This window comes from Plantactinospora sp. BB1, from assembly GCF_003030385.1.
Classification (GTDB): domain Bacteria; phylum Actinomycetota; class Actinomycetes; order Mycobacteriales; family Micromonosporaceae; genus Plantactinospora.
Genome location: NZ_CP028159.1, coordinates 3,910,962 through 3,933,423, shown reverse-complemented (window position 1 = coordinate 3,933,423; position 22,462 = coordinate 3,910,962). Strand labels below are relative to the sequence as shown.

Sequence of the window (22,462 nt, the reverse complement as noted above, 5' to 3'; positions counted from 1 at the left end):
ACAGTTGTGTTAATGTGACGGGATCCGGGCGGAGGGAGGCGCCGTGGCCAAGACGTTCGCGGGTGCGCGGCTGCGCCGGCTGCGCGAGGAGCACGGCATCAACCAGATCGAGCTGGCCCGGCAGCTCGCCATCTCGCCCAGCTATCTCAACCAGATCGAGCACGACTCCCGCCCGCTGACCGTCCCGGTGCTGATCCGGATCACCGAGGTCTTCGGCGTCGACACCGCCTACTTCGCGCCGCACGACACGCCCCGGCTGGTCGCCGAGCTGCGCGAGGCGCTGCCGACCCGGGCCAGCCTGCCCGACCTCACGGAACTCGCCGGCAAGCTGCCCGAGGTGGCCGAGGCGGTGATCGACCTCTACCGGCGCTACCGGCAGGTCGACGACCAGCTCGCCGACGTGCTCGGCGACCGCGAGCTGGTGCCGGGTCGCAGCCCGCACGACCAGGTCAGCGACTTCTTCTACCGGCGACAGAACTACGTCCCGGAGCTGGACGAGGCGGCCGAGGCGCTGGCGGCGCAGATCGGGATCCGCCGGGGCGAGACCCGGGCCGCGCTGAGCGACCGGCTGGCCGGCCGGCACGGCGTCCGGATAGTCCGGCAGGACCCCGACTCGCTCGCCGGCGACCTGCACCGCTACCGGCCGGAGACCCGCACCCTGCACCTGTCGACGTCGCTGCGCTCGGGCCAGCGGGCGATCCGGATGGGCGCCCAGATCGCACTTCTGGAATTCGCCGACGTCATCGACGAAATCATCGAGGCGGAAAACGTCGCCGACCTTCAGACGCAGATCCTGATGCGGGTCGGATTGGCGAACTATTTCGCCGCCGCGCTCGTGCTGCCGTACCGGGAGTTCCTCACCGCGGCCGAGACGATGCGCTATGACATCGAACTGCTGACCGACCACTTCGCGATGGGCTGGGAGAGCGTCTGCCACCGGCTGAGCACGCTGCAACGCCCGAGGGCGCGCGGGGTGCCGTTCTCGTTCGTCCGGGTGGACCGGGCCGGCAACATGTCCAAGCGCCAGTCGGCGACCGGCTTCCCGTTCTCCCGCTCGGGCGGGACGTGTCCACTCTGGAACGTCTACGAGGCGTTCGGCGCACCGGGCCGGGTGATGACCCAGGTGGCGGCGATGCCCGACGGCCAGCGCTATCTCTGGATCGCCCGCACGGTCACCCGGCACCACGGCGGGTACGGCCAGCCCGGCAAGACCTTCGCGATCGGGCTGGGTTGCGAGACCCGGCACGCCGGCCGGCTCGTCTACTCCGCCGGGATGGACCTGCACGCCACCGAGGCGGCCACCCCGATCGGGCCGGGTTGCCGGACCTGCGAGCGGATGACCTGCCCGCAGCGGGCCGCCCAGCCGATCGGTCGGCAACTCGACCTCGACGAGAACCGCAGCACCTTCATCCCGTACCCGTTGCGGGAGCGGGACAGCTAGTCCACAGGGGACATTCAGCGGGAGCGAGGAAATCGCTTACCGTAACGGATTTGTTGGCTCTGCGTGACAGTACGGCTCGACTTACGTCGCATGCTCGACACTAGGTGGACGACCCCGGTGACGCTGCGGACTCTTGGCCCTAAGTCGACTGAGACCGGCATGGGGCACCGGGCCGGGTCGGCTGGTCCGCGCCGATCGCGGACGTTCACGGGGGTCCAGGCCGAGCGGACGCGTTCCGTCGTCGTGCGTACGTGCCTGTCGTGCACATCCCTCCCCCGTCAGCCGAACCGGGTCCGGATGCCGGTCACCACGAGGGAGGAACGACGAATGAAACGGCACATGCGGGAGGACTACCTCGTCGAGGGCGAGGGCCTGCTCCTTTTCGACGACAATCACGAACCGAGCACCCGCCGCCCGTCGACAACCGCCGAACTGCGCAAGTTCCGGTTCTCCCGGCTCGGCCCGGAGGGTCGGGCACTCTCCGAGCCGACCCGCACCGCCGTCGCCGAGGCGATGGTCGCCGGTGCGAACGCCGACTCGGCCGACCCGGCCGTTCCGGCCGGGTACACGTACCTCGGCCAGTTCGTGGACCACGACCTGACCATGGACAACACCGCCGCCGCGCTGGGCGAGGACGTCTCCGTCGACGAGCTGCTCCAGGGCCGCTCCCCGGCGCTGGACCTGGACTCGCTCTACGGCCGTGGGCCCGGGGACAAGCACGACCGGGTCTTCTACGCGGCTGACGGCGTACACCTCAAGACCGGCACCACGGCGGCGGTCGCCGGCGACGACCCGGTGGTCAACCAGGACCGGGACGGTTTCGACCTGCCCCGGTCCGGGCTCGGGTCGAGCAAGCGGGAGCGGCGGGCGGCGCTGATCCCGGACGCCCGCAACGACGAGAACCTGGTCGTCGCACAGACCCACCTGGCGTTCATCCGGTTCCACAACCGGGTGGTCGACCAGTTGGCCGAGGGCGGACTCGCCGGGCCGGCGCTGTTCCGGGCGGCCCGCTCGGTGGTGGTGAAGCACTACCAGTGGCTGCTGGTGCACGACTTCCTGCCCCGGATCGTCTCGCCGGACGTCGTCGACGACGTGTTCAGCCGGGGCCGCAGGTTCTTCGAGGTCTCCCCCGGCTACGGCTCGCGGCGACGGGACCGGGCCGTGCAGCCGGGCGACCGGCCGACGATGCCGATCGAGTTCTCCGTCGCGGCCTACCGGCTCGGACACAGCATGATCCGTGCCGTGTACGACTGGAACCGCGTCTTCAACACCTCCGGCCTGCCGGGCGTGCTGGCGCCGGGCACCCTGGAACTGCTCTTCCAGTTCTCCGGCACCAGCGGCATCCTCTCGCCGGACGGCACCGTCGCCGATCCGGAGTCCGGGTCGTTCGAGCGGCTGCCCACCAACTGGATCGCCGACTTCCGCCGGCTGTACGACTTCACCGAGGCGGGCCGGGACGACCTGGTCGCGGTCGTCAGGCGGGATGAGAACGATCCCGGGCAGCGGCAGCTCAACCTGACCCAGCGGATCGACACCCGACTGGTGGACCCGCTGCGCAACCTGCCGCTCGGATCGTTCGGCGGCCAGGAGGCGCCGCCGCCGATCGAGCTGAACCTCGCCTTCCGCAACCTCACCCGGGCCGTGATGGTGCGGCTGGCCAGCGGTCAGCAGATGGCGCAGCTCTTCGACCTGGTACCGCTCAAGGGCGACGAGATCCTGAGCGGGCTGGACGGGGCCGTACTGGACGGGCTGAGCGACGAGCAGAAGGCCGAGCTGACCACCAACACGCCGCTGTGGTTCTACATCCTGCGCGAGGCGGAGTTCAACGGCGGCCGGCTCGACGGTGTCGGTGCGCGGATCGTCGCCGAGGTGTTCCACCGGGCCATCGAGGGGAGCCGGATCTCGATCCTGCGTGACCCGACCTGGCGGCCGACGCTCGGACCGGACGACGAGACGTTCCGGATGGTCGACCTGCTGCTGTACGCCTTCGAGGGCAGCGCGGAACTGCTCAACCCGGTCGGCTGAACCGAGCCGTACCCCGACCCGCCCGGTGTGCCCGGCGAGTGTGCCGGGCACACCCGGGCGGGTCGGCTCAGCGGGCGACCCGGTACCAGAGGTTGGTGACCAACGCCGCCTCGGTCACGCCGATCCGTTCGAGCCGGACGTCGGCGCCGCCCGGCTCGGCGAAGAGCCGGGTACCGTCGCCGAGCAGGACCGGCACGACACAGACCAGGACCTCGTCCAGTACCCCGGCGGCGAGGCACTGCCGGGCGACGTCGGCGCCGAGGACGTTGACGTACCCGTTCCCGGCGGCGGCACCGGCGGCGGCGACCGCGCTCGCCAGGTCACCGACGAAGGTGACCCCCGGGACCGGTCGCTCCGGCGGGCGGTGGGTCAGCACGAACTGCGGCCCGCTCCACCCGCCGCCGAACGCCTCGCCCTGCTGCGGCGTGTCCCGGTACGGGTCGTCGCCGCCGTAGCTGCGGTTGCCGGCGAGGATGGCGCCCACCCTGCCGATCAGGTCGTCGATCGTCGGGTTCGGCCCGAGGTGCCTGGTCAACCAGGACATGTCACCTCCGGGGCCGGCGATGAAGCCGTCCAGGGACATGCTCGCCGAGTAAAGGAACGTGGCCACGGGTTACCTCCGGATCGCTTGGCTCTCACTCTCCCCGTTGCGACGGCCGGCCGGCCGGAAACTCATCGGTGGCCGGGCAGCGACGGAGGCAGCGCGAACGCCGGAAACAGCCCGGGGTCGTGGAACGCGACGATCTCGGTGATCCGACCGCCCCCGAACCAGAACACGGAGATCGCGAACGGCCGGTGGTCGGGTTCTCCGGGCCGCCGGACGTACGTGGCCACCGCGGGGCGCCCGTTCGCCCGGGTCGGCAGGGTCCGGAACCGGCCGACGTACCCCGGCAGCGCCGGATCCCAGCTCGTCGCCAGCGCTCGCAGCACCGACTCCCGCCCCCGGAACCAGGTCGGGTACGGCGGCATCGTCGTCCGGACGTCCTCGGCCAGCAGCTCGGCCACCGTGGCCAGGTCGGCGCGCTCCAGCGCGTCGACGTAGCGCCGCAGCACCGTCCGCTCCTCCTCGCTGGGTGCCGCCGTGGGCGCCCAGTCGAGGCGGCGCTCCGGCAGGTGCTCCCGGATCGTGGCCCTGGCCCGTTGCAGGGCGCTGTTCACCGACGCCACGGTGTTGTCGAGCAGGGTCGCGGTCTGGCTGGCCGGCCAGCCGAGCACGTCCCGCAGGATCAGTACGGCCCGCTGTCGCGGCGGCAGGTGCTGGATCGCGGCCAGGAACGCCAGCTCGATCGTCTCCCGGGTGACCGCCACGGCGTCCGGTTCGGTCTCGCTCGGCGCGGCCGGCTCCCACAGCCGGTCCGGGAACGGCTGGAGCCAGTGGATGTCGGTGGGCGGCGCCAGGTCGTCGTCCGGGTTCGACGGGCCGCTCAGGTGGTGCGGGAGCATCCGACGGGTCCGGCCGTCGAGGGCGTCCAGGCAGGCGTTGGTGGCGATCCGGTAGAGCCAGGCCCGGATCGTGGCGCGGCCCTGGAAGCCGGCGATGTTCTTCCACGCGCGCAGGAACGTCTCCTGCACCAGGTCTTCGGCGTCGTGGTAGGAACCGAGCATCCGGTAGCAGTGCACCCGCAGCTCCCGCCGGTGCCGCTCCACCAGGGTCCTGAACGCGGACTCGTCGCCGTCCCGCGCCGCCGCGACGAGCAGGTCGTCGTGCCCGGTCCCCACCTGCCGACCTCCGTCCGCCCCGTCCCGGTCTACCAGTTGCCGGCGCGGCGGTCCCGCCAGGCCCGACCGTCCGGATCGTAGACCAGCCGGTACGTCGGGACCGCCCAGAGCCGCTGGTGCCACGGCAGTCGGCTCGTCTCGTGCGGGACCAGCCGTCCCGGTGGCCGGGGACCCCGCCGGCCGCCCGCGTGCCAGTCCCGCAGCGCGTTCGCGGCGGATTCGACGGCGTCGACCGCCGAGTCCGGGTCGAGAAGGTCGTCGTCGTCGCCGGGTGCCCGGTCCAGGTGCTCGCGGAGCAGGGCCAGCCGCAGGTCACGGGGGAACCGGCGGGCGCCGTCGCCGAGGCCGGCCGGGTCGCGCGGCTCCCGCTCGTCGCGGGTGTCGTCGAGGACGGCGCAGGAGAGTTCGCTGTCGTGGGTCCAGGAGCGCCGGTTGAAGTTGTCGCTGCCGATGCTGCACCAGACGTCGTCCACCACGCAGACCTTCGCGTGCACGTAGACGGGGGTGCCGGCGTGGTTCTCCACGTCGTACACGTGCACCCGGTCGGCGGCGGCCTCCCGGCAGAGTGCGATGGCCTGCTCCCGGCCGACCTGGTTGGGTGGCAGTGCGAACCGGCCGTCCACGTCCGGATGCCGGGGCACGACGGCGACCAGGTGCAGGTCGGGGTTCTCGCGCAGCGCGTCGGCGAAGAGCTTCGCCACCTCCCGGGACCAGAGATACTGGTCCTCCAGGTAGACCAGCCGGCGGGCCCGCTTGATCGCCTTGGTGTAGCCACGGGCGATCGTCTGCTCGCCGAGCTTCGCGAAGCCGTAGGCCGGACGCATCGCCGGATAGGTCCGGAGCACCTGGATCCGGTGCGGTCCGCAGGCCGGCGGGTCGGGCGGCTGCGGTGGCAGCCGGTCGGCGTGCAGGTCGGCGCCGTCGAGCTTGTCGCGTACGGTGCTGATCGGCCCGTGCTGGTCCAGCGGCGCCGGGTCGGTCCAGCGCTCCCGGAAGGTGAGGTCGAGCGCGCCGACGACCGGGCCGCGGAGCGCGAGCTGCACGTCGTGCCAGGGCGGGCGGTCGCCGTACGCCCTGGCCATCCGCACGGCCTGCGGGTCGCCCCGATGGTCGGCGTCGTCGCGCCGGCTGTGGCACAGGTCGATGCCGCCGGCGAACGCGATGTCCCGCTCCGGCCGGCCGGGATGCCGGAGTACGACCAGCTTCTGGTGGTGCGAGCCGCCGCGCCGGACCCGCTGGTCGAGCAGTACCTCGCCGCCGGCCGCCTCGACCTCCTCGCCGAGGTGCCGGTTCTCCTCCTCGCTGTAGGCGAACCGGTCGAGGTGGGAGCGCCAGATCAAGCCCTTGACGACCACGCCGCGCCGGGCGGCGTCGGAGAGCAGCTCGACGATGGTGGGGCCGTCGTCGCGCATTCGCTCGTCCGGGTCGCCGCGCCAGTCGGTGAAGAAGACGTAGTCACCCGCTTCGAGCGCCTCGACCTCGGTGGCGAGCCGGTCGAAGTAGGTGGCGCCGTGGATCAGCGGCTCGGCCAGGTTGCCGTCGGTCCAGGCGGGGAGGGCGGAGTCGGGGTTGTCCCGCTCCGCCGCGCTGAGAAACCACTCCTGAACAGGCACGCGGCACCTTCCGGTAGGCGATCACCCCACGGTAGGACGGGCGCCGCCGCTCTGCATCCCGTACCCCCGGTGTCGGATGGCCCGGGACGGCGGCGACCGACATCCTGTTCGAGCGTGGTGACACCGTGGCACCATGGTGCCAGGGTGTCACCACGCTCAGACACATCCACGCCGCCGGGCCGGCCCGCGAAGCTCCCTCAGTTCGTCAGCGGCAGGGTGAGTCGGCTCGGCGAGAGCTGCACGGTGACCCCGGCCGCCAGCGAGTCGGTGGTCAGGTATTCACCGTGGTTGGCGACGAGCACCAGCCCGATCCGGCTGCCGACCGGGAAGACGTAGTCCTTCGGCTCCAGCCGGATCGTCACCGTGTAGGCGGTACCCGGCGTCAGCGGGGTACCGCTCGTCAGCGAGCTGCGGTTCTTGGTGTCGATGGCGCCCCGGCTCACCACCCGGGTCGGTACCCCGTCGGTGTAGTGCACCAGCACGGCGGTCAACGGGGTACTCGTCGAGGTGGCGCTGAACCGCACCTCGACCGTGCCGGCCCCGGCGAGGCGCCGGGCGGTGGTCAACGCCGGGGCGAGAAAGACCAGCCGGTTCGGCTTGGCCGTCTCCGGCTGGCTGGTCATCGCGTACTCGAGCTGGCCCCGACTGTCGGTGAACGACTGGCTGACCGCCGGGCCGGGCGCGGTGAGCAGGGTCCCGGCGGCGCCACCGCCCGGCCCGCCGAGGTGGTAGTTGGTCGAGGTGACCGTCCCCGGCCAGCTCGGATAGGTGCTCGTCGTGCCGCCGGGCCGCTTGATGGTGGCCTGCGGCTCGTTCATGATCCCGTTGGCGATGTCGTAGAGCCAGTGGTCCATCCAGCGGCCCACGGTGTCCCGCCCCACCAGGTCGCTGCCGAACGGGTCGACGTGCCCGCCGTCGTGCAGCCACAACTTGCGCGGCACGCCCTGGGCGGCGATGGCATCCCAGTACCGGCCGAAGTGGATGGTCTTGGTGTTGTTGTCCTGCTGGCCGTGCACCAGGAAGACCGAGGCGTCCACCGAGGCCGCCCCGTCCCGGTAGTCGCGCTGCTGCCAGAAGGCGTTCATGTCGGCGGTGGCGTCGTCGGCCGAGTTGCCGAGCGCGGTGTACCGGGCGTCGCACTCGGCGTCGTGCGCGGGCGAGGAGACGTACCGGGCCAGGGATTCCGGGTAGCGGCTGCCGAAGCCGCCGTACGCGATGCCCTGGGCGCGGGCGTAGTCGTACCAGGCGGAGATGCTGGCGATCGGGACGATCGTCTCCAACCCCTCGATGCCGGTCTCGGCGACGGCGATCGGCAGGGTGCCGGCGTACGAGACACCGATCATGCCGACCGCGCCGGTGCTCCAGTCGGCGACCGCGGGCGTACCGTCGGAGTAGCTCGCGGTGGCGCGGCCGTTCAGCCAGTCGATGGCGGCGCTCGCACTGCGGACGTCCTCCGGGCCGCCGATGGTGGCGCAGCCGTCCGACCCGGCGGTCCCCTGCATGTCGACCTCGACGACGGCGTAGCCGCGCGGCACGAAATAGTCGTCGTACCAGGCGGTGAAGTGTGCCGGGACGATCAGGTCGCCGCGCGGCGCGGTGCCGTCCCCGAAGTACGGGCTGGCGTGCATCACGGTGGCGACCTGCAGCCCGGCCTCGGTCTCCTCGGGCCGGATCACCTGCACGGCGATCCGGTCCGTCGCACCGTCCCCGTCACTGTCCATTCCGGAGTTGACGTAGACGGTCTCCTGGATCGCCGCGTCCCTGGCGAAGACGGGCTGGGTGGCGCCGTTCTCGACCCGCAGGCCGGGTGGCGCGGCGACGGCCGGCGCCGTGCCGACCAGCACGCCTCCCGCCGTCAGCACCCCGGCCGCCAGGGCGGCGGCGAACGATCTGGACATGGCTGTGCCAACGCGATGGCGCATGGTCCCTCCCCCGTACCGGACACGTGGCGCCACCATATCGACTCAGTACGATCTGACGGAAGTCGATGTGGGGAAGGCGAACAGGGCCGCGCGAGGCCGAGAGGGCGCGGTCAGCGCCGGCGGCGGCTCCGGTTCTCCTGCTCGTGCAGCTCCTCGACCACCTGGCAGGCGTTGTGCATCGGGTCGAGCCGGTCGGCGTGGATCGCCACGCGTTGCAGCAGCTCCTTGAAGGCCGACTCGTCCCGGCCGAGTACGCCGAGGATCTCGGCCTCGGCACCGGCCAGCGCGGCCTGCCGGTCCTGCCAGAGCGCCCTGCCGGCCTCGGTGGCGACGACCCGGCGGCTGCGCCGGTCGGCCGGGTCGGGTTGCCGGGAGACCAGTCCGGCGGTCTCCAGGTCGTCGATCAGGTAGGTGAGGACCGTCCGGTCGATGCCGAGCTGGGCGGCCATCGCACCCTGGTTGGTCGCCAGGTTCTGGCTCGCCGAGGCGACGACCTGGTAGCCCCGGGGGCCACCGGGCACGTCCTTGACGATCTCCTCCGCCGCGCGGAGGTAGCGCCGCATGATCACGCCGAGCGCCCAGGCGAAGTCGTCCTTGAGCAACTCCGCCGCGATCCGACCGCCGCCGTCCTCGGGACGTGCGGCGGATGGCGCGGGAGCTGCGGCGTCGGACACGTGACCAGCATACCCGTCAAGAAGATCATCGCCCGATAGATGTTCTGTGCAACAGAAGTGTTTGCAAAAAGATAATCTGGATCACAGTTGTGCTGTGTTACAACTTATCTGAAGCTAACTTGGTCGGGACCACAGAACATCCTGGAGGTAAGAGTGAGCCTGTTCCGACTCGACGCCAGCATCCGCGGCGAGCAGTCCGTCAGCCGGGCCGTCGCCGACACCGCCGAGGCGGCCTGGACCCGTACCCACCCGTCCGGGTCGGTCATCCGCCGCGACCTGGCCGCCTCACCGGTACCGGTCGACGCCTGGGCCACGGCGGTCAGCGCCGGATTCGTCCCGGCCGACCAGCGCGGCGAGGCGCAACTCCGGGCCGCCGCCCTCGCCGCCAGCTACGTCGACGAACTCGTCGCCGCCGACGCCTACCTGCTCGCCGTGCCGCTCTACAACTACGGCGTGTCCCAGCACGTCAAATCCTGGATCGACATCCTGCTCACCGACCCGCGACTGGCGCCCGGCCAGGCGTCGCCGCTGCGCGGCCGGCCGGCGGCGCTGATCGTCACCCGGGGCGGCGGCTACGGTCCGGGCACCCCACGGGAGGGCTGGGACCACGCCACGCCGTACTACCGCCGCTTCTTCGGGGACATACTCGAACTGGACCTGCACGTCAGCGAGGTCGAGTTGACCCTGGCCGAGGTCACCCCGGCGATGGAGCCGCTGCGGGACCTGGCCCGACAGAACCTCGAAGCCGGGCACACCTCGGCCGGCAAGCACGGCGAACTGCTCGCCCAGCACGCGCTCGGCAAGGTGGCCTGACCGGCCGCTCCGACCGGTACGCGTACGGGGCTCCGCCGCCCGGCACACCCCGTACGCGACCCCCGGCCACCTGCGTAGGCTTGCTGGTCGTGCTGATCCTGCTGCCCCCGTCGGAGGGGAAGACCGCGCCCCGCTCCGGCCGGCCGGTGAACCCGGACACGCTCAGCCTGCCGGCGCTCAACCCCGGCCGGGAACGCGTCCTCGACGCGCTCGTCGCGCTCTGCGCCGGACCGGACCGGAACCGGGCCAGGGAGGTGCTCGGACTCAGCCCGGGGCAGGACGAGGAACTGGACCGCAACGCCCGGCTGCGCACCGCTGCGGCCCAGCCGGCGGCCAAGGTCTACACCGGGGTGCTCTACGACGCGCTCGGCTTCGGCACCCTGCCCGGTCCGGCCCGGGCGCGGGCCCGACGCTCCGTACTCGTCTTCTCCGGGCTCTGGGGCGCGCTCCGGATGGACGACCGGATCCCGGCGTACCGCTGCGCGATCGGGGTGAACCTGCCCGGGCTGGGCGGGCTCGCGGCGTACTGGCGCGGGCTGCTCGACCCGGTGCTCACCGAGGCGGCCGGCGGCGGACCCGTGCTCGACCTCCGCTCCAGCGGGTACGCGCCGATGTGGCGCCCTACCGGCGGGCTGGCCGAGCGCACCGTGACGGTCCGGGTGCTGCACGAGCAGGTGGTCGCCGGTGAGCTCCGGCGTTCGGTGGTGAGCCACTTCAACAAGGCCAGCAAGGGTCGGCTGGTCCGCGACCTGCTGCTGGCCGGCGCGGCACCCCGGTCGACCGGCCGGCTGGTCGAGGCGCTGCGCGACCTGAAGTACACCGTCGAGGAGCAGCCGGTGGTCGCCGGCCGCCCGCGTCAGCTCGACCTGGTGGTCACCGAACTGTGACCTCACCCGGACCGGCCGGGGAACCCCTTTCCCGCCGCCCCTGAGCGGGTTTCCGGTCCCGGGCGGGCTAAGATCAGCGCGCCGTCCGCAGCCCTCGACCCCACTTCCGGGAGTGCTCGTGACCAACCAGGACTCCGTGCCGTCCGGTATCGACACCACGCAGATGAGCCACGCCCGCGCCTACGACTACGTGCTCGGCGGCAAGGACAACTTCGCGGTGGACCGGGAGGCCGCCAAGCAGGTCATCGCGCTCGCCCCGGACCTGCCCGCCCTCGGCAGGGCGCAGCGGAGGTTCCTGCTCCGGGTCACCCAGATGTGCGCCGACGCCGGCATCAAGCAGTTCCTCGACGTGGGCGCCGGCATCCCCACCGCGCCCAACGTGCACGAGACCGCCCGGGCCATCACCCCGGACGCCCGGGTGGTCTACGTGGACAGCGACCCGATCGTCTTCATCCACAACCGGGCCCTGCTGGCCACCGACGAGAACGTGGCCTCGATCCAGGCCGACGTACGCCGGCCGGACGAACTCCTCGACGACCCGCAGGTGCAGCGGCTGATCAACTTCGACGAGCCGGTACTGCTGCTCTTCATCGGCCTGTTCCACCTGGTCACCGACGCCGAGGACCCGGCGGCGCTGGTCGCGCGGTTCCGCGAGCGGTTGGCTCCCGGCAGCTACGTCTGCATCTCGCAGTTCTGCACCGACGGCAGCGACCCGGCGGCCAAGGCGAAACTGGAGGAGATCTCGGCCAACTCCCCCGCGCCGATGACGTTCCGGCGCCGGGAAGAGATCGAACGGTTCTTCGACGGCTTCGAGCTGCTCTCGCCCGGCGTCGTCGACCTGCAGCAGTGGTGGCCGGACGAGAATGCCGCGCCGACCATGCTCAAGGTCGCCGCCGGGGTCGGCCGGAAGCTCTAGCCCGGCCGCACCCGCGACCGTACTTTCGGCCGGTTCGGCGCCCCGGCTCAATTCCGTAGCCTGACCGGCGTGAACGTCGCGAACCGGCTGGCCGGTCGGGCCCGGGTCGCCGCCGACGCCGGGCTCGGCATCCTCTTCGGCGCCGCCCTGCTGAGCACGGCGACCGCGCTCGCCGCGAGCTGGGGTGGCCACTACTGGCTCTTCGGCTGCGCCGCCGGAGCGGTGGTCTGCGGCCTCGCCCTGACGCGGCGGCGACACCGGCTCGGGGCCGCGGTCGCCGGCCTCGCCGTCGCGGCCGTCGCCATCGTGGTCGCCCGGGCCGCCGGACTGCCCGCCGAGCCCGGCCCCGCCTCGGCCCTCGCCCTCGCCGTGCTGGTGGGTTCGGCGGTCCGGAGACTCCCGGTACGGTCGGCCGGCGCGATCGCGGTCGCCGGACTGGGCATCGTGGTCGGGGCCCATCTCGCCTTCCCACCCTCCGGCACCGTCGTCGGCGGCGTCCCCGGGCTGAACGCCCTGGGCTGGCTCGCCGCGCTGACGGTCGGGCTGGGCCTGCGGCTGCTGGCCGCCCGCCGCCGGGCCGTGGCCGATCGGGTACGCCGGGACGAGCGCCTGGAACTGGCCAGGGAACTGCACGACGTCGTCGCCCACCACATCACCGGCATCGTGGTGCAGGCCCAGGCGGCCCAGATCGTCGCCCGCCGGCATCCCGAGCGGGCCGGCGCGGCCCTGGCCGGCATCGAGTCGGCCGGCTCGGACGCGCTGGCCGCGATGCGCCGGGTGGTCGGACTGCTGCGCGACACCGACGACGCCGCCCCGACCAGCCCCAACCCCGAACACCTCGGCGAGCTGGTCCGGCGCTTCGACGGGCACGGGCCGGCGGTACGGCTGCGGCTGCCGGACGGCGAGGAGACCTCGACGTGGCCGCCCGAGGTGACCACTACGGTGCACCGGGTGGTACGGGAGTCGCTGACCAACGTCGCCCGGCACGCCCCACACGCCCGCTCGGTCACGGTGACCGTCGGCCGGGACCGGACAGCCGTCACCGTCGAGGTCGTCGACGACGCCCCGCCGGCCGCGACCCGCTACCCGCACCGTGCCGGCTACGGGCTGATCGGGATGCGGGAGCGTCTCGAAGCGCTCGGCGGCACCTTCCGGGCCGGGCCGGGTCCCGACGTCGGCTGGGCGGTACGCGCCACCGTGCCCGTACCGGCCGGGAGCCGTCGATGACCATCCGGGTGCTGCTCGCCGACGACCAGGCGATGGTACGCAGCGGCCTGCGGCTCATCCTGGAGGACCAGCCCGACATCGACGTGGTCGCCGAGGCCTCGGACGGCGGGCAGGCGGTCGCGCTCGCCCGACGACTGCGCCCGGACGTCAGCCTCGTCGACATCAGGATGCCGCGGCTCGACGGCATCGAGGTGACCCGTGCGTTGGCCGGCCCCGACATCTCCGATCCACTCCGGGTGGTCGTGGTCACCACCTTCGACCTCGACGAGTACCTCTACGGCGCACTCCGCGGCGGAGCCGTCGGCTTCGTACTCAAGGACGCCGGCCCGGCGCTGCTGGTCGAGGCGGTCCGGGCCGCGCACGCCGGTGACGCCCTGGTCTCGCCCTCGGTCACCGTGCGACTCCTGCGCCACCTGCGCAGCATCGGGGCACCCGGCAGCGGGCGGGCCGCCCGGGCCCTCTCCGAACGGGAGCTCCAGGTGGTCCGGGCCATCGCCCGGGGGCGTACCAACGCCGAGATCGCCGCCGAGCTGTTCATCTCGATCAGCACGGTCAAGAGTCACCTCTCCGGCATCCAGACCAAGCTGGGGCTGCGCAACCGGGTCGAGATCGCGGCCTGGGCCTGGGAGAACCACGTCGTCGGGCTCGGTTGAGGCATTCGGCCCGGCCGATTCCGGGTTTGCCCGCCGAGTTCCGGGGGTAGCCCGCCGGGACACCCGGGGAACGGAGCCGGCGGTTGAGGGTCGCGAAGTACCTGCACTCGTGCCTGCTCGTCGAGGAGGCCGGGGTGCGGCTGCTGATCGATCCCGGCCGGTTCAGCTTCGCCGAGGGCCGGGTACGCCCGGAGGACTTCGGCCGGCTCGACGCCGTCGCCCTCACCCACCACCACCCGGACCACGCCGACCCGGCGGCGCTGGTCGAGATCGTGCACCGGACCGGTGCGCGACTGCTCGGCAACCGGGAAACCGCGCAGGCGCTGCGCGGGTACGGACTCGACGTGACGGTGGTGGAGGCGGGCGAGTACCGGATCGGGGCACTCCGGCTCGACGGCGTTCCCGCCGACCACGAGCCGATCCTCGACGACCACACCCCGGCCAACACCGCGTACCTGGTCGGCGGAGTACTGCTGCACTGCGGCGACTCGCTGCACCCCGGGCTGCTGGCCCACCGGGGTGTCGCGGTGGCGGCGGTACCCGTGACGGCGCCCTTCCTGACCGAACGCGCGGTGGCCGGATTCGTCGCCCAACTCCAACCCGGTGCGGTGCTGCCGGTCCATGACGGTCACGCCCGGGACTTCTTCCTTCAGCAGCGCTACGACACCTACCGCCGGTACGTCGAGCGGCTCGGCGTCGTCTTCCACGCCCTGATCGAACCGGGCGCCGGCATCACCGTCGGGCGGCCCGGCCCCCCTTGACGCCGCCGTGCCCCGGGCGATTCGCCATTGCATTGCGGAATTGCGCAACCGATTCAGGAATTGATCTCCGTCGCGTCGGTAAACCGATATTGTCTGTTCCCGCGACCCTGTATGTGTACGTCAGGCTGCGTATTTCCGATTGCCCGATGTTGTGTCAGCCTGTCGAAGACGCGGGGGCGGAGAGGGCGATGGTCAACGGGGTGGAATTCGGGCTGCTCGGGCCCATCGACGTGCGGGTGGACGGCCGGCCGGTGCCGATCCGGTCGCCGAAGTGCCGGACACTGCTGGCGACACTGCTGCTGGAGACGGGCCGGCTCGTCTCGGTCGGACGGCTGACCGAGGCGATCTGGGACGACCGGCAGCCGGACAATCCTCGCCGGGCGGCGCAGTTGTATGTCACCCGGCTGCGGGCACTGCTCGAAGAGGCGGGCTCGCCACCACTGATCAGCACCGGTTCCGACGGCTATCTGATCGAGGCCGGCGACGATCTCGTCGACCTGGGGCGGTTCCGGCACTGGCTGCTGGCGGCCGACCGGGCGGCCCGGCGCTGCGATCCGGACGGCGAGTCGACGGCGCTGCGCGCCGCGCTGCGGCAGTGGCGCGGCGATCCGCTCTGCGACGTACCGTCCGAACTGCTGCATCGGGAGAGCGTCCCCGGCCTGCGGGAACAGCGACTCCGTACGCTGGAGCGGCGGATCGACGTGGACCTGCGGCTCGGCCGGTACGCCGAACTCGTCGAGGAGTTGCGCGGGCTGACCGCCCGGGACCGGCTGCGGGAACGGCTGTGGCTGCAACTGGTCACCGCACTGCACCGCAGCGGGCGCCGGGCCGAGGCGCTGGACGCCTACCACCAGGGTTGCCGGCACCTGGCCGAGGAGCTGGGGCTCGACCCCGGCGAGGAGTTCCAGCGACTGCACGCCCAGGTGCTCGCCGGCACCCCGACGGCACCCGCCGAGACGGTGGGGCTGCCGCCGGTACCCCGGCAGCTGCCGCCGGACGTCTCCGGCTTCGCCGGCCGGAGCGCCGAGGTGGACCGGCTGCACACCCTGCTGCACACCCGCGACCTCCGCCCCGGTGGCGCCCCCGGCATCCTGGTCCTGAACGGTACGGCCGGGGTCGGCAAGACCGCGCTGGCGCTGCACTGGTCCCGGCGGGTCGCGGAGTCCTTCCCCGACGGGCAGCTCTGGGTCAACCTGCGCGGCTACGACGACCGGGCCACGGTGACCCCCGAGCACGCGCTGGCGCTCTTCCTGCGCGCGCTCGGGCTGCCCACCGCGCAGATCCCCGCCGACCTCGACGGGCAGACCGGGCTGTACCGGTCCCTGATGGACGGCCGCCGGATGCTGATCGTGCTGGACAACGCGGGCGACGCCGAGCAGGTCCGGCCGCTGCTGCCGGGCGGGACCGGATCCTTCGTGCTGATCACCAGCCGCAACGAACTATCCGCGCTGGTGGTGACCGAGGGGGCCCGGTCGGTCCGGCTGGACCCGTTCACCACGTGCCAGGCCCGGCAGATGCTCGCCGCCCGGCTCGGCCGGCAACGGATCGACGCCGAACCCGAGGCGGTGGACCGGATCGTCGAGGCGTGCGGCCGGCTGCCGCTGGCCCTGGCCATCGTCGCCGCCCGGGCTGTCGCCCGCCCCGACTTCCCGCTGGCGGCGCTGCACCGGCAACTGGCCGAGGCCGGGGACGGGCTGGACAGGTTCGCCAGCCCGGACACGGCGGTGGACGTACGCGCGGTCTTCTCGTGGTCGCACCGGACCCTCGGCACGCCGGCCGCCCGGCTGTTCCGGCGGCTCGGCCTGCACCCCACCCCGGAGCTCTCCGCACCGGCCGCCGCCACCCTGGCCGGGGTCGACGAGCCGCGCAGCCGGCCCCCGCTCGACGAACTCGCCGCCGCGCACCTGGTCAGCGAGCATGCCCCGGACCGGTTCGTGGTGCACGACCTGCTCTACGCGTACGCCGCCGAACTCACCGCCGAGCAGGACCCGCCCGCACTGCGCGACGCCAGTCAACGCCGGCTGGTCGAATGGCTGACCCGCAGTGCCCTGAACGCCCGGCCGCTGCTCCAGCCGAGCGAGTCCGAGGTGACGGTGCCGGTGCCGGGAGTACCACCGGACGTCGCACCGCTGACCTTCTCCGCCGAGCGGCAGGCGCGGGAGTGGTACGGGACCGAGCGGCACAACCTGATCGCCGCCGTGGAACTCGCGCAGGCGCGCGGCTTCGACGACCTCTGCTGGCGCCTCGCCTACGCCACCTGGGTCCACCTGCACCTGACCCGGGCCTGGGCGGAGCTGATCCGCACCCACCGGGCCGGACTCCGCGCCGCCGAGCGGACCGGTGACCGGATCGGCCAGGCACACATGCTCAGCGGCATCGGCACCGCCTACCGGTCGACCCGGCAGACCGGGCTGGCGGTGCGGACGCACCAGCGGGCCCTGGAGATCTTCCGGGAGGTGGACGACCCGGCAGGCATCGCGACGGTGCTGAGCAACCTCGGCGCCGCGTACCGGGACGCCGGTGAGCACCTGCGCTCGCTGCGGTGCAGCCGGCAGGCGTACGCGCTGGAACGGGCGCACGGCGAGACCGGAAACATGTCGATCTCGCTCTACCAGATCGCGCTGACCCTGACCGTCGCCGGCCGGCCCGCCGAGGCGGTACCGGTGATCACGGAGTCCCTGGAGATCTTCCGGTCGATGGGTCACCGCCGGGGTGAGGCCCGGGCCTTGCAGGCCGCCGCGACCGCGCACAGCCAACTGGGCCGACACGGCGCGGCGATCGCCCAGTACCGGCGGGCCGCCGAGATCTACCGGGACCTCGACGACCGCTGGTACCACGCGGCCAGCCTGCACCGGCTCGGCGACGCGCTGCGGACGGCCGGGCGCCGCCAGGACGGCCGGGTGGTCTGGCGGCAGGCCCTCGCCGTCTACGAGGAACTCGGCGCGCCGGACGCGGCGGCCCTGCGCCGCAAGCTCCGGGAGTGAGCACCGCGCCGAGCCGCGTGCGCGTCAGCGCAGTTGCCGGAAGAACTCCCGGACATCGCCGACCAGCAGCTCCGGGGCCTCCATCGCGAGGAAGTGCCCGCCCCGGTCGAGTTCGGTCCACCGTACGACGTGATGGTCCCGCTCCGCCCAGCGCCGGATCGTCACGTCGTGGGTGGAGACCAGCACCCCGGTCGGTACGGTGCCGCGCGACGCCGCCGCCCACTCCCCGGCTCCGGCTTCCGCCCCGGCGCTCCCGTCGTCGCTGCCGCCCCCGTCCCAGTCCCCGGCCCAGTCGGTCGCCGACATCGACTCGTAGTAGATCTGCGCGGCCGAGCCGGCGGTGCCGGTGAACCAGTAGAGGGTGACGTCGGTCAGCATCCGGTCCCGGTCGACGCTCTGCTCCGGCAGGCCCTCCTCGGGATCGGTGAGTTCCTTGAACTTCTCCACGATCCAGCCGAGCTGGCCGACCGGCGAGTCGTGCAGCGCGTACGCCACCGTCTGCGGCCGCTTGGAGTTGCACTGGAGGTAGCCGTCGTTGAAGTCCTGCATCGCCTGCCAGCGGCGCTGCTCGACCTCGGTCAGCCCGTCCAGTTCGCCGTCGACGCCGGCCGGGAAGGTGAGCAGGGCGTTGAGGTGCAGCCCGACCACCCGGTCCGGATGGCGCCGGGCCAGCTCCGGGCCCACCCAGGCGCCGGTGTCGTAACCCTGTACGCCGTACCTCTGGTAGCCGAGTCGGGACATCAGCTCGCCGAGTACCGCCGCCATCCGGGCCGGCCCCATCCCGGGGCCGGCCAGCGGGGTGGAGAAGCCGAACCCGGGCAGCGACGGGATGACCAGGTGGAACGCGTCGGCCGGGTCGGCGCCGTACGCACCCGGCTGGGTCAGCGGCCCGATCACGTCGAGGAAGTCGACCACGCCACCCGGCCAGCCGTGCAGCAGGAGCAGCGGGGTGGCGGCCGGCTCGGTCGAGCGTACGTGCAGGAAGTGCAGGTTCTGCCCGTCGACGGTGGTGACGAACTGGGGGTACTCGTTCAGCGCCGCCTCGTGCACCCGCCAGTCGTACTTCGTCCGCCAGTACTCGGCGAGTTCCCGCAGATATCCCAGCGGTACGCCACGGCTCCAGCCGACGCCGGGAAGCTCGTCCGGCCAGCGCGTGTTCGCCAGCCTCGCGTGCAGGTCGTCGAGCTGGGCCTGGGGAATGTCGATGCGGAAGGGACGGATCAGGGGTTCGGGGTTGGTCATGGCGGTCACGCTAGGCCGCACTCCGGTCAGCTCCTGGCCGGAATTGCGCAGCCGCCGGGTGGGCCGGTCGGAGATCCGGGTGCCCACCCGGCGGCCGTCCCGACCGGAGGTCAGGCCGCTCCGGCCGGCCGGCCCTCACCCGCCGGCTCGGCGGTCCCGGAAGCCTGGGTCGGGCTGGACGACTGGGCTCCGGTGCTCGCGGTGGTGGTCGAGCCGGCCGGGCTGGATGACTCGGCCTCGGTGCTCGCGGTGGTGGCCGGGCCAACCGGGCTGGACGACTCGGCTCCGGTGCTCGCGGTGGTGCTCGGGCCGGCCGGTCCGCTGGTCAGCGCCGCCGCCTCGGCGGCCGCCGGCTTGGTCGACTCCTCGTCCGCTCCGCCGTCGCCCTCCTCGCCCTCGCCTTCCTCGCCCTCGCCTTCCTCGTCCCCGTCTTCTTCGTCCTCGTCTTCTTCTTCGTCTTCGTCGTCTTCCTCGTCCTCGGCGGCGCTGGTGGCGGCCGCGGGATCCGTCCAGGAGAACTCGATCTCCACGGAGATCTCGGCGCCGTCGCGCTCGATTTCCAGCTCACATTCGACCTGGTCGGTGACGGCGACCGCACCGGCCGCGCCGTAGAAGATCTTTCCCTCCGAATCGAGCTGGTGGGCCAGCTGGCGCAGCCAGCCCGCCAGGTCCGCCCGCGACACCGTACGCTCGTCCTCGTAGATTTCCATGGCCGCCATGCTCGCACTCCACACAGGACCGGCCGCGCCTGGGTCCGGCCGGGCAACGCCACGGTGCCGCCCCGATGCGGAGCACCGACGATCCCGGCCTACACCCCGCCACCGGCACACCGAGATCGTCGCCGGACGGGGGTACCGCCACCCACACCGCCGGGGCACGGGACCGGCCCGGGTCGGTCCGGGCTGGTCGACCAGGTTCGTGGTAGGCAGTGCCCAGGACCGCGACCGGATCGTTCACCGCCCGAGGGCCGGTGACGCGGGCGCCAGGCAGCAGAGACGAGAGAGAGCATGACGGGTCAGCGGATCGGTTTGGTGGTGCACGAGGGCCGGGCGGCGGCGGTGGCGGCGGCCCGGACCGTCCGCGGCTGGGCGGCCGACCACTCGATCGGGATCAGCGACATCGACGTCTGGGAGCCGTCCTGGGAACACCGGCAACGGCGCAACGCGGGTGACGAGGCCGAGGCCGCCGGGCACCCGGCGCTGGTGGTGACGATCGGCGGGGACGGGACGTTCCTGCGGGGCGCGCGGATCGCCGCCAAGGACGGGGTACCGGTGCTCGGCGTCAACGTCGGCCGGGTGGGTTTCCTGACCGAGATCGAGCCCACCGAGATCGACACGGCGCTGGAGGCGTTCTTCTCCGGCCGGGTACAGCTCGACGAGCGGCTGATGCTGACGCTCTGCGCCTCCCGGCCGCTGGAGATCCCCGGCGGGATGGAGGCGCTGCTGCGCTACGGGCGCGGGCCGCTGCTGCCACCGCCCCCGCCACTGCCCCGTACCGCCGAACCGGTCGACCAGCCCGGCGTGGCGCTGGACGTCACCGCACTCAACGACATCGTCTTCGAGAAGCTGGCCCGGGACCGTCAGGCGAGTCTCGGGGTGTACCTGGACGAGACCCTCTTCGCGTCCTACTCGGCCGACGCCCTCGTGGTGGGCAGTCCGACCGGCTCCACCGCCTACAACTTCGCGGCCGGTGGCCCGATCCTCTCCCCCCGACTCGGCGCGCTGGTCCTCACCCCGGTAGCCCCGCACATGGTCTTCAACCGCAGCCTGGTGATGGCCGCCGAGGAGGCGGTGACGGTACGCGTCCTCGACCAGTCGGGGCAGGTCGCGGTCAGCGTGGACGGGCAGCTTCGCGGGGTACTCGATCCCGGCGACTGGGTGACGGTGCTGCCGGCGCGCGAGCCGGCCCGGCTGGTACGGCTGCGCCCCTCCCGGTTCTACTCACGGTTGCGGGAGCGGTTCTCCCTCGCCGACGCGCCCGCGGCGGTGGCGGACAGCCGGCGGCCCGACCAGGCCGACGGCTGAGCGCACCCGGACGACGGACCGCGACGAACCGGCGACCGGGCCACGGGGGTGACTAGTACCGGCCGGGGTCGGCGCCGTTCGGGGTGTAGACGGGCGGCTGCGAGTGCGGATGCCCGTGGTGCTGTGGCTGGTGCGGGTGCTGCTGCGGCTCGAACATGTTCACCGCCGGCTCGGGCTGCTCGACCGGCTCGAACATGTTCACCGCCGGTTCCGGCTGCTCGACCGGCTCGCGCTGCTCCGGCAGGTCGGGCTGCTCGACCGGCTCCGCCGCCTGCTCGGCCATGGCCCGGTTGGCCTCCTGGCGCACCGCGACCATCTGGTATTCGCCGGTCTCCCCGGTGATCGCGGCAGCCGCCAGCACCGCGGCGGCGGCCCGGTCGGCCAGCCGCTTCGCCTCGCGCTGCGTCCGGGCCCGCACCTCGGCCGCCTGCCGCTCGGCCTGCTCGGCCGCCCGGCGGGCCTCGTCCAGCCGGTTGAGTTCGGCGGTCAGGTCCTGCCGGACCTCACCGAGCCGCTGCTGCAACTGGGCGAACTCCTGCTCCGCCGTGGCACCCTCCTGGCGGGACTGCGCCAGTTTCTGCTGCGCGCTCTCCTGGGCCGCCTGCAACTGGCCGAGCGACTGCTGCCGCGTCTCGATCTCCTCCTGGAGCGCCGCGAGCTGCTGCTGGTGCGCCGTGGCCTGCTCGTCCGCCCGTCGGCGCAGGTCGGAGGCGTACTGCTGTGCCTCCGACCGGAGGTTGGCGTTCTCCTCCTCGACCTGCTTCTGCACCCGGGTCAGCTCCGCCTCGGTGCTGTTGCGCAGCTCGGTCAGCTCCCGCTCCACGTTGGCCTGCCACTGGCCGAGTTCCTGCTGGGTACGCGTCCGGGCCGCCTCGATCTCCTGCTGGATCTGGTTGCGCGCCGCCTCCAGCATCGACTCGGCCTGGGCCTGCGCCCGCTCGGCCTGCTGGGCGCTCCGCTCGCTGACCCGCTGCGCCTCCTGCTCGGCGCGCTCCCGGCTGGCCTCGCCCTCGGCGACCAGCTTCTCGGCCTGCTCGCGGGCGTCCGCGAGGACCCGTTCCGCCTCGTTCTGGTGCTCGGTGGCCCGCTGGGCGGCGGCGTCGACGATCACCCCGGCCTGCTTCTCGGCCAGTGCCATGATCTGGTCGACCATCGGGCCCAGGTCGCGGAACGACGCCCGGTCCACCTGCGGCGGCCGGTCCCGCAACTCGGTCAGCTCGGCCTGCACCTGCTGGAGATGGACGGTCAGCCCCTGGATGTGGCTGAACGCCTGCTCGCGTTCGGAGACCAGCTTCGAGAGTTCGTTGGCGGTCTGCGCCACGTACTGCTCGACCTGCCGCTTGTCGTAACCGCGCAGCGTGGTCTCGAAACTGGGCCGCGAAGTCTTGTCCTCGTGCAGGTCGAACAGCTCCTGGCCTTGGGACATGCGCCATCCTCCATACGGTCGCGAGCCCGGTGCCGGCGTCCGGGGCACACGCCGCAGGGGTAGGGCTCAACCGGCGGATCATACACCTGGCGGCGGCCCGACGGGGTGGCCCGGGCTATCCGTACCCGGACCGGT

18 protein-coding genes are annotated in these 22,462 nt (G+C 72.7%); 10 read left to right on the top strand and 8 right to left on the bottom strand.

Translation table 11 applies throughout. The features are described 5' to 3' along the window. Positions 1 to 43 precede the first annotated feature (43 nt). On the top strand, positions 44 to 1,441 hold the full coding sequence (locus C6W10_RS17195; protein ID WP_107258948.1) for a short-chain fatty acyl-CoA regulator family protein: 1,398 nt from the start codon (positions 44 to 46) through the stop codon (positions 1,439 to 1,441). Positions 1,442 to 1,768: 327 nt separating this feature from the next. Continuing rightward, the gene (locus C6W10_RS17190) at positions 1,769 to 3,466 is read left to right on the top strand and encodes a heme peroxidase family protein (RefSeq protein WP_107258947.1); all 1,698 of its coding nucleotides are present in this window, start codon (positions 1,769 to 1,771) and stop codon (positions 3,464 to 3,466) included. Between the two features lie 67 nt (positions 3,467 to 3,533). On the opposite strand, the gene C6W10_RS17185 is transcribed toward C6W10_RS17190, so the two are convergent. From C6W10_RS17185 to C6W10_RS17165, 5 genes are all read right to left on the bottom strand, one after another. After that, positions 3,534 to 4,076 (bottom strand): dihydrofolate reductase family protein, encoded by a 543-nt coding sequence (locus tag C6W10_RS17185; RefSeq protein WP_107258946.1) that lies wholly within the window; start codon positions 4,074 to 4,076, stop codon positions 3,534 to 3,536. A 62-nt stretch (positions 4,077 to 4,138) separates the two neighbouring features. Then, positions 4,139 to 5,185, bottom strand: coding sequence for a sigma-70 family RNA polymerase sigma factor (locus C6W10_RS17180; protein ID WP_107258945.1), 1,047 nt, complete (start codon positions 5,183 to 5,185; stop codon positions 4,139 to 4,141). 29 nt (positions 5,186 to 5,214) lie between these two features. Then, positions 5,215 to 6,798: a phospholipase D-like domain-containing protein gene (locus tag C6W10_RS17175; RefSeq protein ID WP_107258944.1), complete on the bottom strand. Its 1,584-nt coding sequence runs from the start codon at positions 6,796 to 6,798 to the stop codon at positions 5,215 to 5,217. Between the two features lie 197 nt (positions 6,799 to 6,995). Further along, the gene (locus C6W10_RS17170; RefSeq protein WP_107258943.1) at positions 6,996 to 8,696 is read right to left on the bottom strand and encodes a CocE/NonD family hydrolase; all 1,701 of its coding nucleotides are present in this window, start codon (positions 8,694 to 8,696) and stop codon (positions 6,996 to 6,998) included. A 134-nt stretch (positions 8,697 to 8,830) separates the two neighbouring features. Further along, positions 8,831 to 9,394: a MarR family winged helix-turn-helix transcriptional regulator gene (locus C6W10_RS17165; protein ID WP_234358949.1), complete on the bottom strand. Its 564-nt coding sequence runs from the start codon at positions 9,392 to 9,394 to the stop codon at positions 8,831 to 8,833. Between the two features lie 153 nt (positions 9,395 to 9,547). On the opposite strand from C6W10_RS17165, the gene C6W10_RS17160 reads away from it, so the two are divergent. The 7 genes from C6W10_RS17160 (at position 9,548) to C6W10_RS17130 (ending at position 17,635) form a co-directional block, all read left to right on the top strand. Continuing rightward, positions 9,548 to 10,207, top strand: a complete 660-nt coding sequence (locus tag C6W10_RS17160; protein WP_107258942.1) for an FMN-dependent NADH-azoreductase — start codon at positions 9,548 to 9,550, stop codon at positions 10,205 to 10,207. Between the two features lie 89 nt (positions 10,208 to 10,296). Beyond that, the gene (gene yaaA, locus C6W10_RS17155) at positions 10,297 to 11,094 is read left to right on the top strand and encodes a peroxide stress protein YaaA (RefSeq protein ID WP_107264026.1); all 798 of its coding nucleotides are present in this window, start codon (positions 10,297 to 10,299) and stop codon (positions 11,092 to 11,094) included. A 118-nt stretch (positions 11,095 to 11,212) separates the two neighbouring features. Next, positions 11,213 to 12,010 carry an SAM-dependent methyltransferase gene (locus C6W10_RS17150; protein ID WP_159104626.1) on the top strand — a complete coding sequence of 266 codons (798 nt, stop codon included), beginning with the start codon at positions 11,213 to 11,215 and terminating at the stop codon, positions 12,008 to 12,010. 69 nt (positions 12,011 to 12,079) lie between these two features. Then, positions 12,080 to 13,237 carry a histidine kinase gene (locus tag C6W10_RS17145; protein WP_234361818.1) on the top strand — a complete coding sequence of 386 codons (1,158 nt, stop codon included), beginning with the start codon at positions 12,080 to 12,082 and terminating at the stop codon, positions 13,235 to 13,237. Further along, positions 13,234 to 13,890 (top strand): response regulator transcription factor, encoded by a 657-nt coding sequence (locus C6W10_RS17140; RefSeq protein ID WP_107258940.1) that lies wholly within the window; start codon positions 13,234 to 13,236, stop codon positions 13,888 to 13,890. Before C6W10_RS17145 ends, C6W10_RS17140 begins: the two co-directional genes overlap by 4 nt. Positions 13,891 to 13,973: 83 nt before the next feature. Beyond that, positions 13,974 to 14,651: an MBL fold metallo-hydrolase gene (locus C6W10_RS17135; RefSeq protein WP_107258939.1), complete on the top strand. Its 678-nt coding sequence runs from the start codon at positions 13,974 to 13,976 to the stop codon at positions 14,649 to 14,651. A 188-nt stretch (positions 14,652 to 14,839) separates the two neighbouring features. Further along, the gene (locus tag C6W10_RS17130) at positions 14,840 to 17,635 is read left to right on the top strand and encodes a BTAD domain-containing putative transcriptional regulator (RefSeq protein WP_159104625.1); all 2,796 of its coding nucleotides are present in this window, start codon (positions 14,840 to 14,842) and stop codon (positions 17,633 to 17,635) included. 24 nt (positions 17,636 to 17,659) lie between these two features. Here C6W10_RS17130 and C6W10_RS17125 read toward each other — a convergent pair whose 3' ends face one another. After that, the gene (locus C6W10_RS17125; RefSeq protein ID WP_107264024.1) at positions 17,660 to 18,877 is read right to left on the bottom strand and encodes an epoxide hydrolase family protein; all 1,218 of its coding nucleotides are present in this window, start codon (positions 18,875 to 18,877) and stop codon (positions 17,660 to 17,662) included. A 110-nt stretch (positions 18,878 to 18,987) separates the two neighbouring features. Next, the gene (locus tag C6W10_RS17120) at positions 18,988 to 19,596 is read right to left on the bottom strand and encodes an amphi-Trp domain-containing protein (RefSeq protein ID WP_107258937.1); all 609 of its coding nucleotides are present in this window, start codon (positions 19,594 to 19,596) and stop codon (positions 18,988 to 18,990) included. Positions 19,597 to 19,884: 288 nt separating this feature from the next. On the opposite strand from C6W10_RS17120, the gene C6W10_RS17115 reads away from it, so the two are divergent. Then, entirely contained in the window at positions 19,885 to 20,901 is a 1,017-nt protein-coding gene (locus tag C6W10_RS17115) for an NAD(+)/NADH kinase (protein WP_107258936.1), read from the top strand. Between the two features lie 52 nt (positions 20,902 to 20,953). Here C6W10_RS17115 and C6W10_RS17110 read toward each other — a convergent pair whose 3' ends face one another. Then, the gene (locus tag C6W10_RS17110; protein WP_107258935.1) at positions 20,954 to 22,327 is read right to left on the bottom strand and encodes a hypothetical protein; all 1,374 of its coding nucleotides are present in this window, start codon (positions 22,325 to 22,327) and stop codon (positions 20,954 to 20,956) included. Between the last annotated feature and the right edge of the window lie 135 nt (positions 22,328 to 22,462).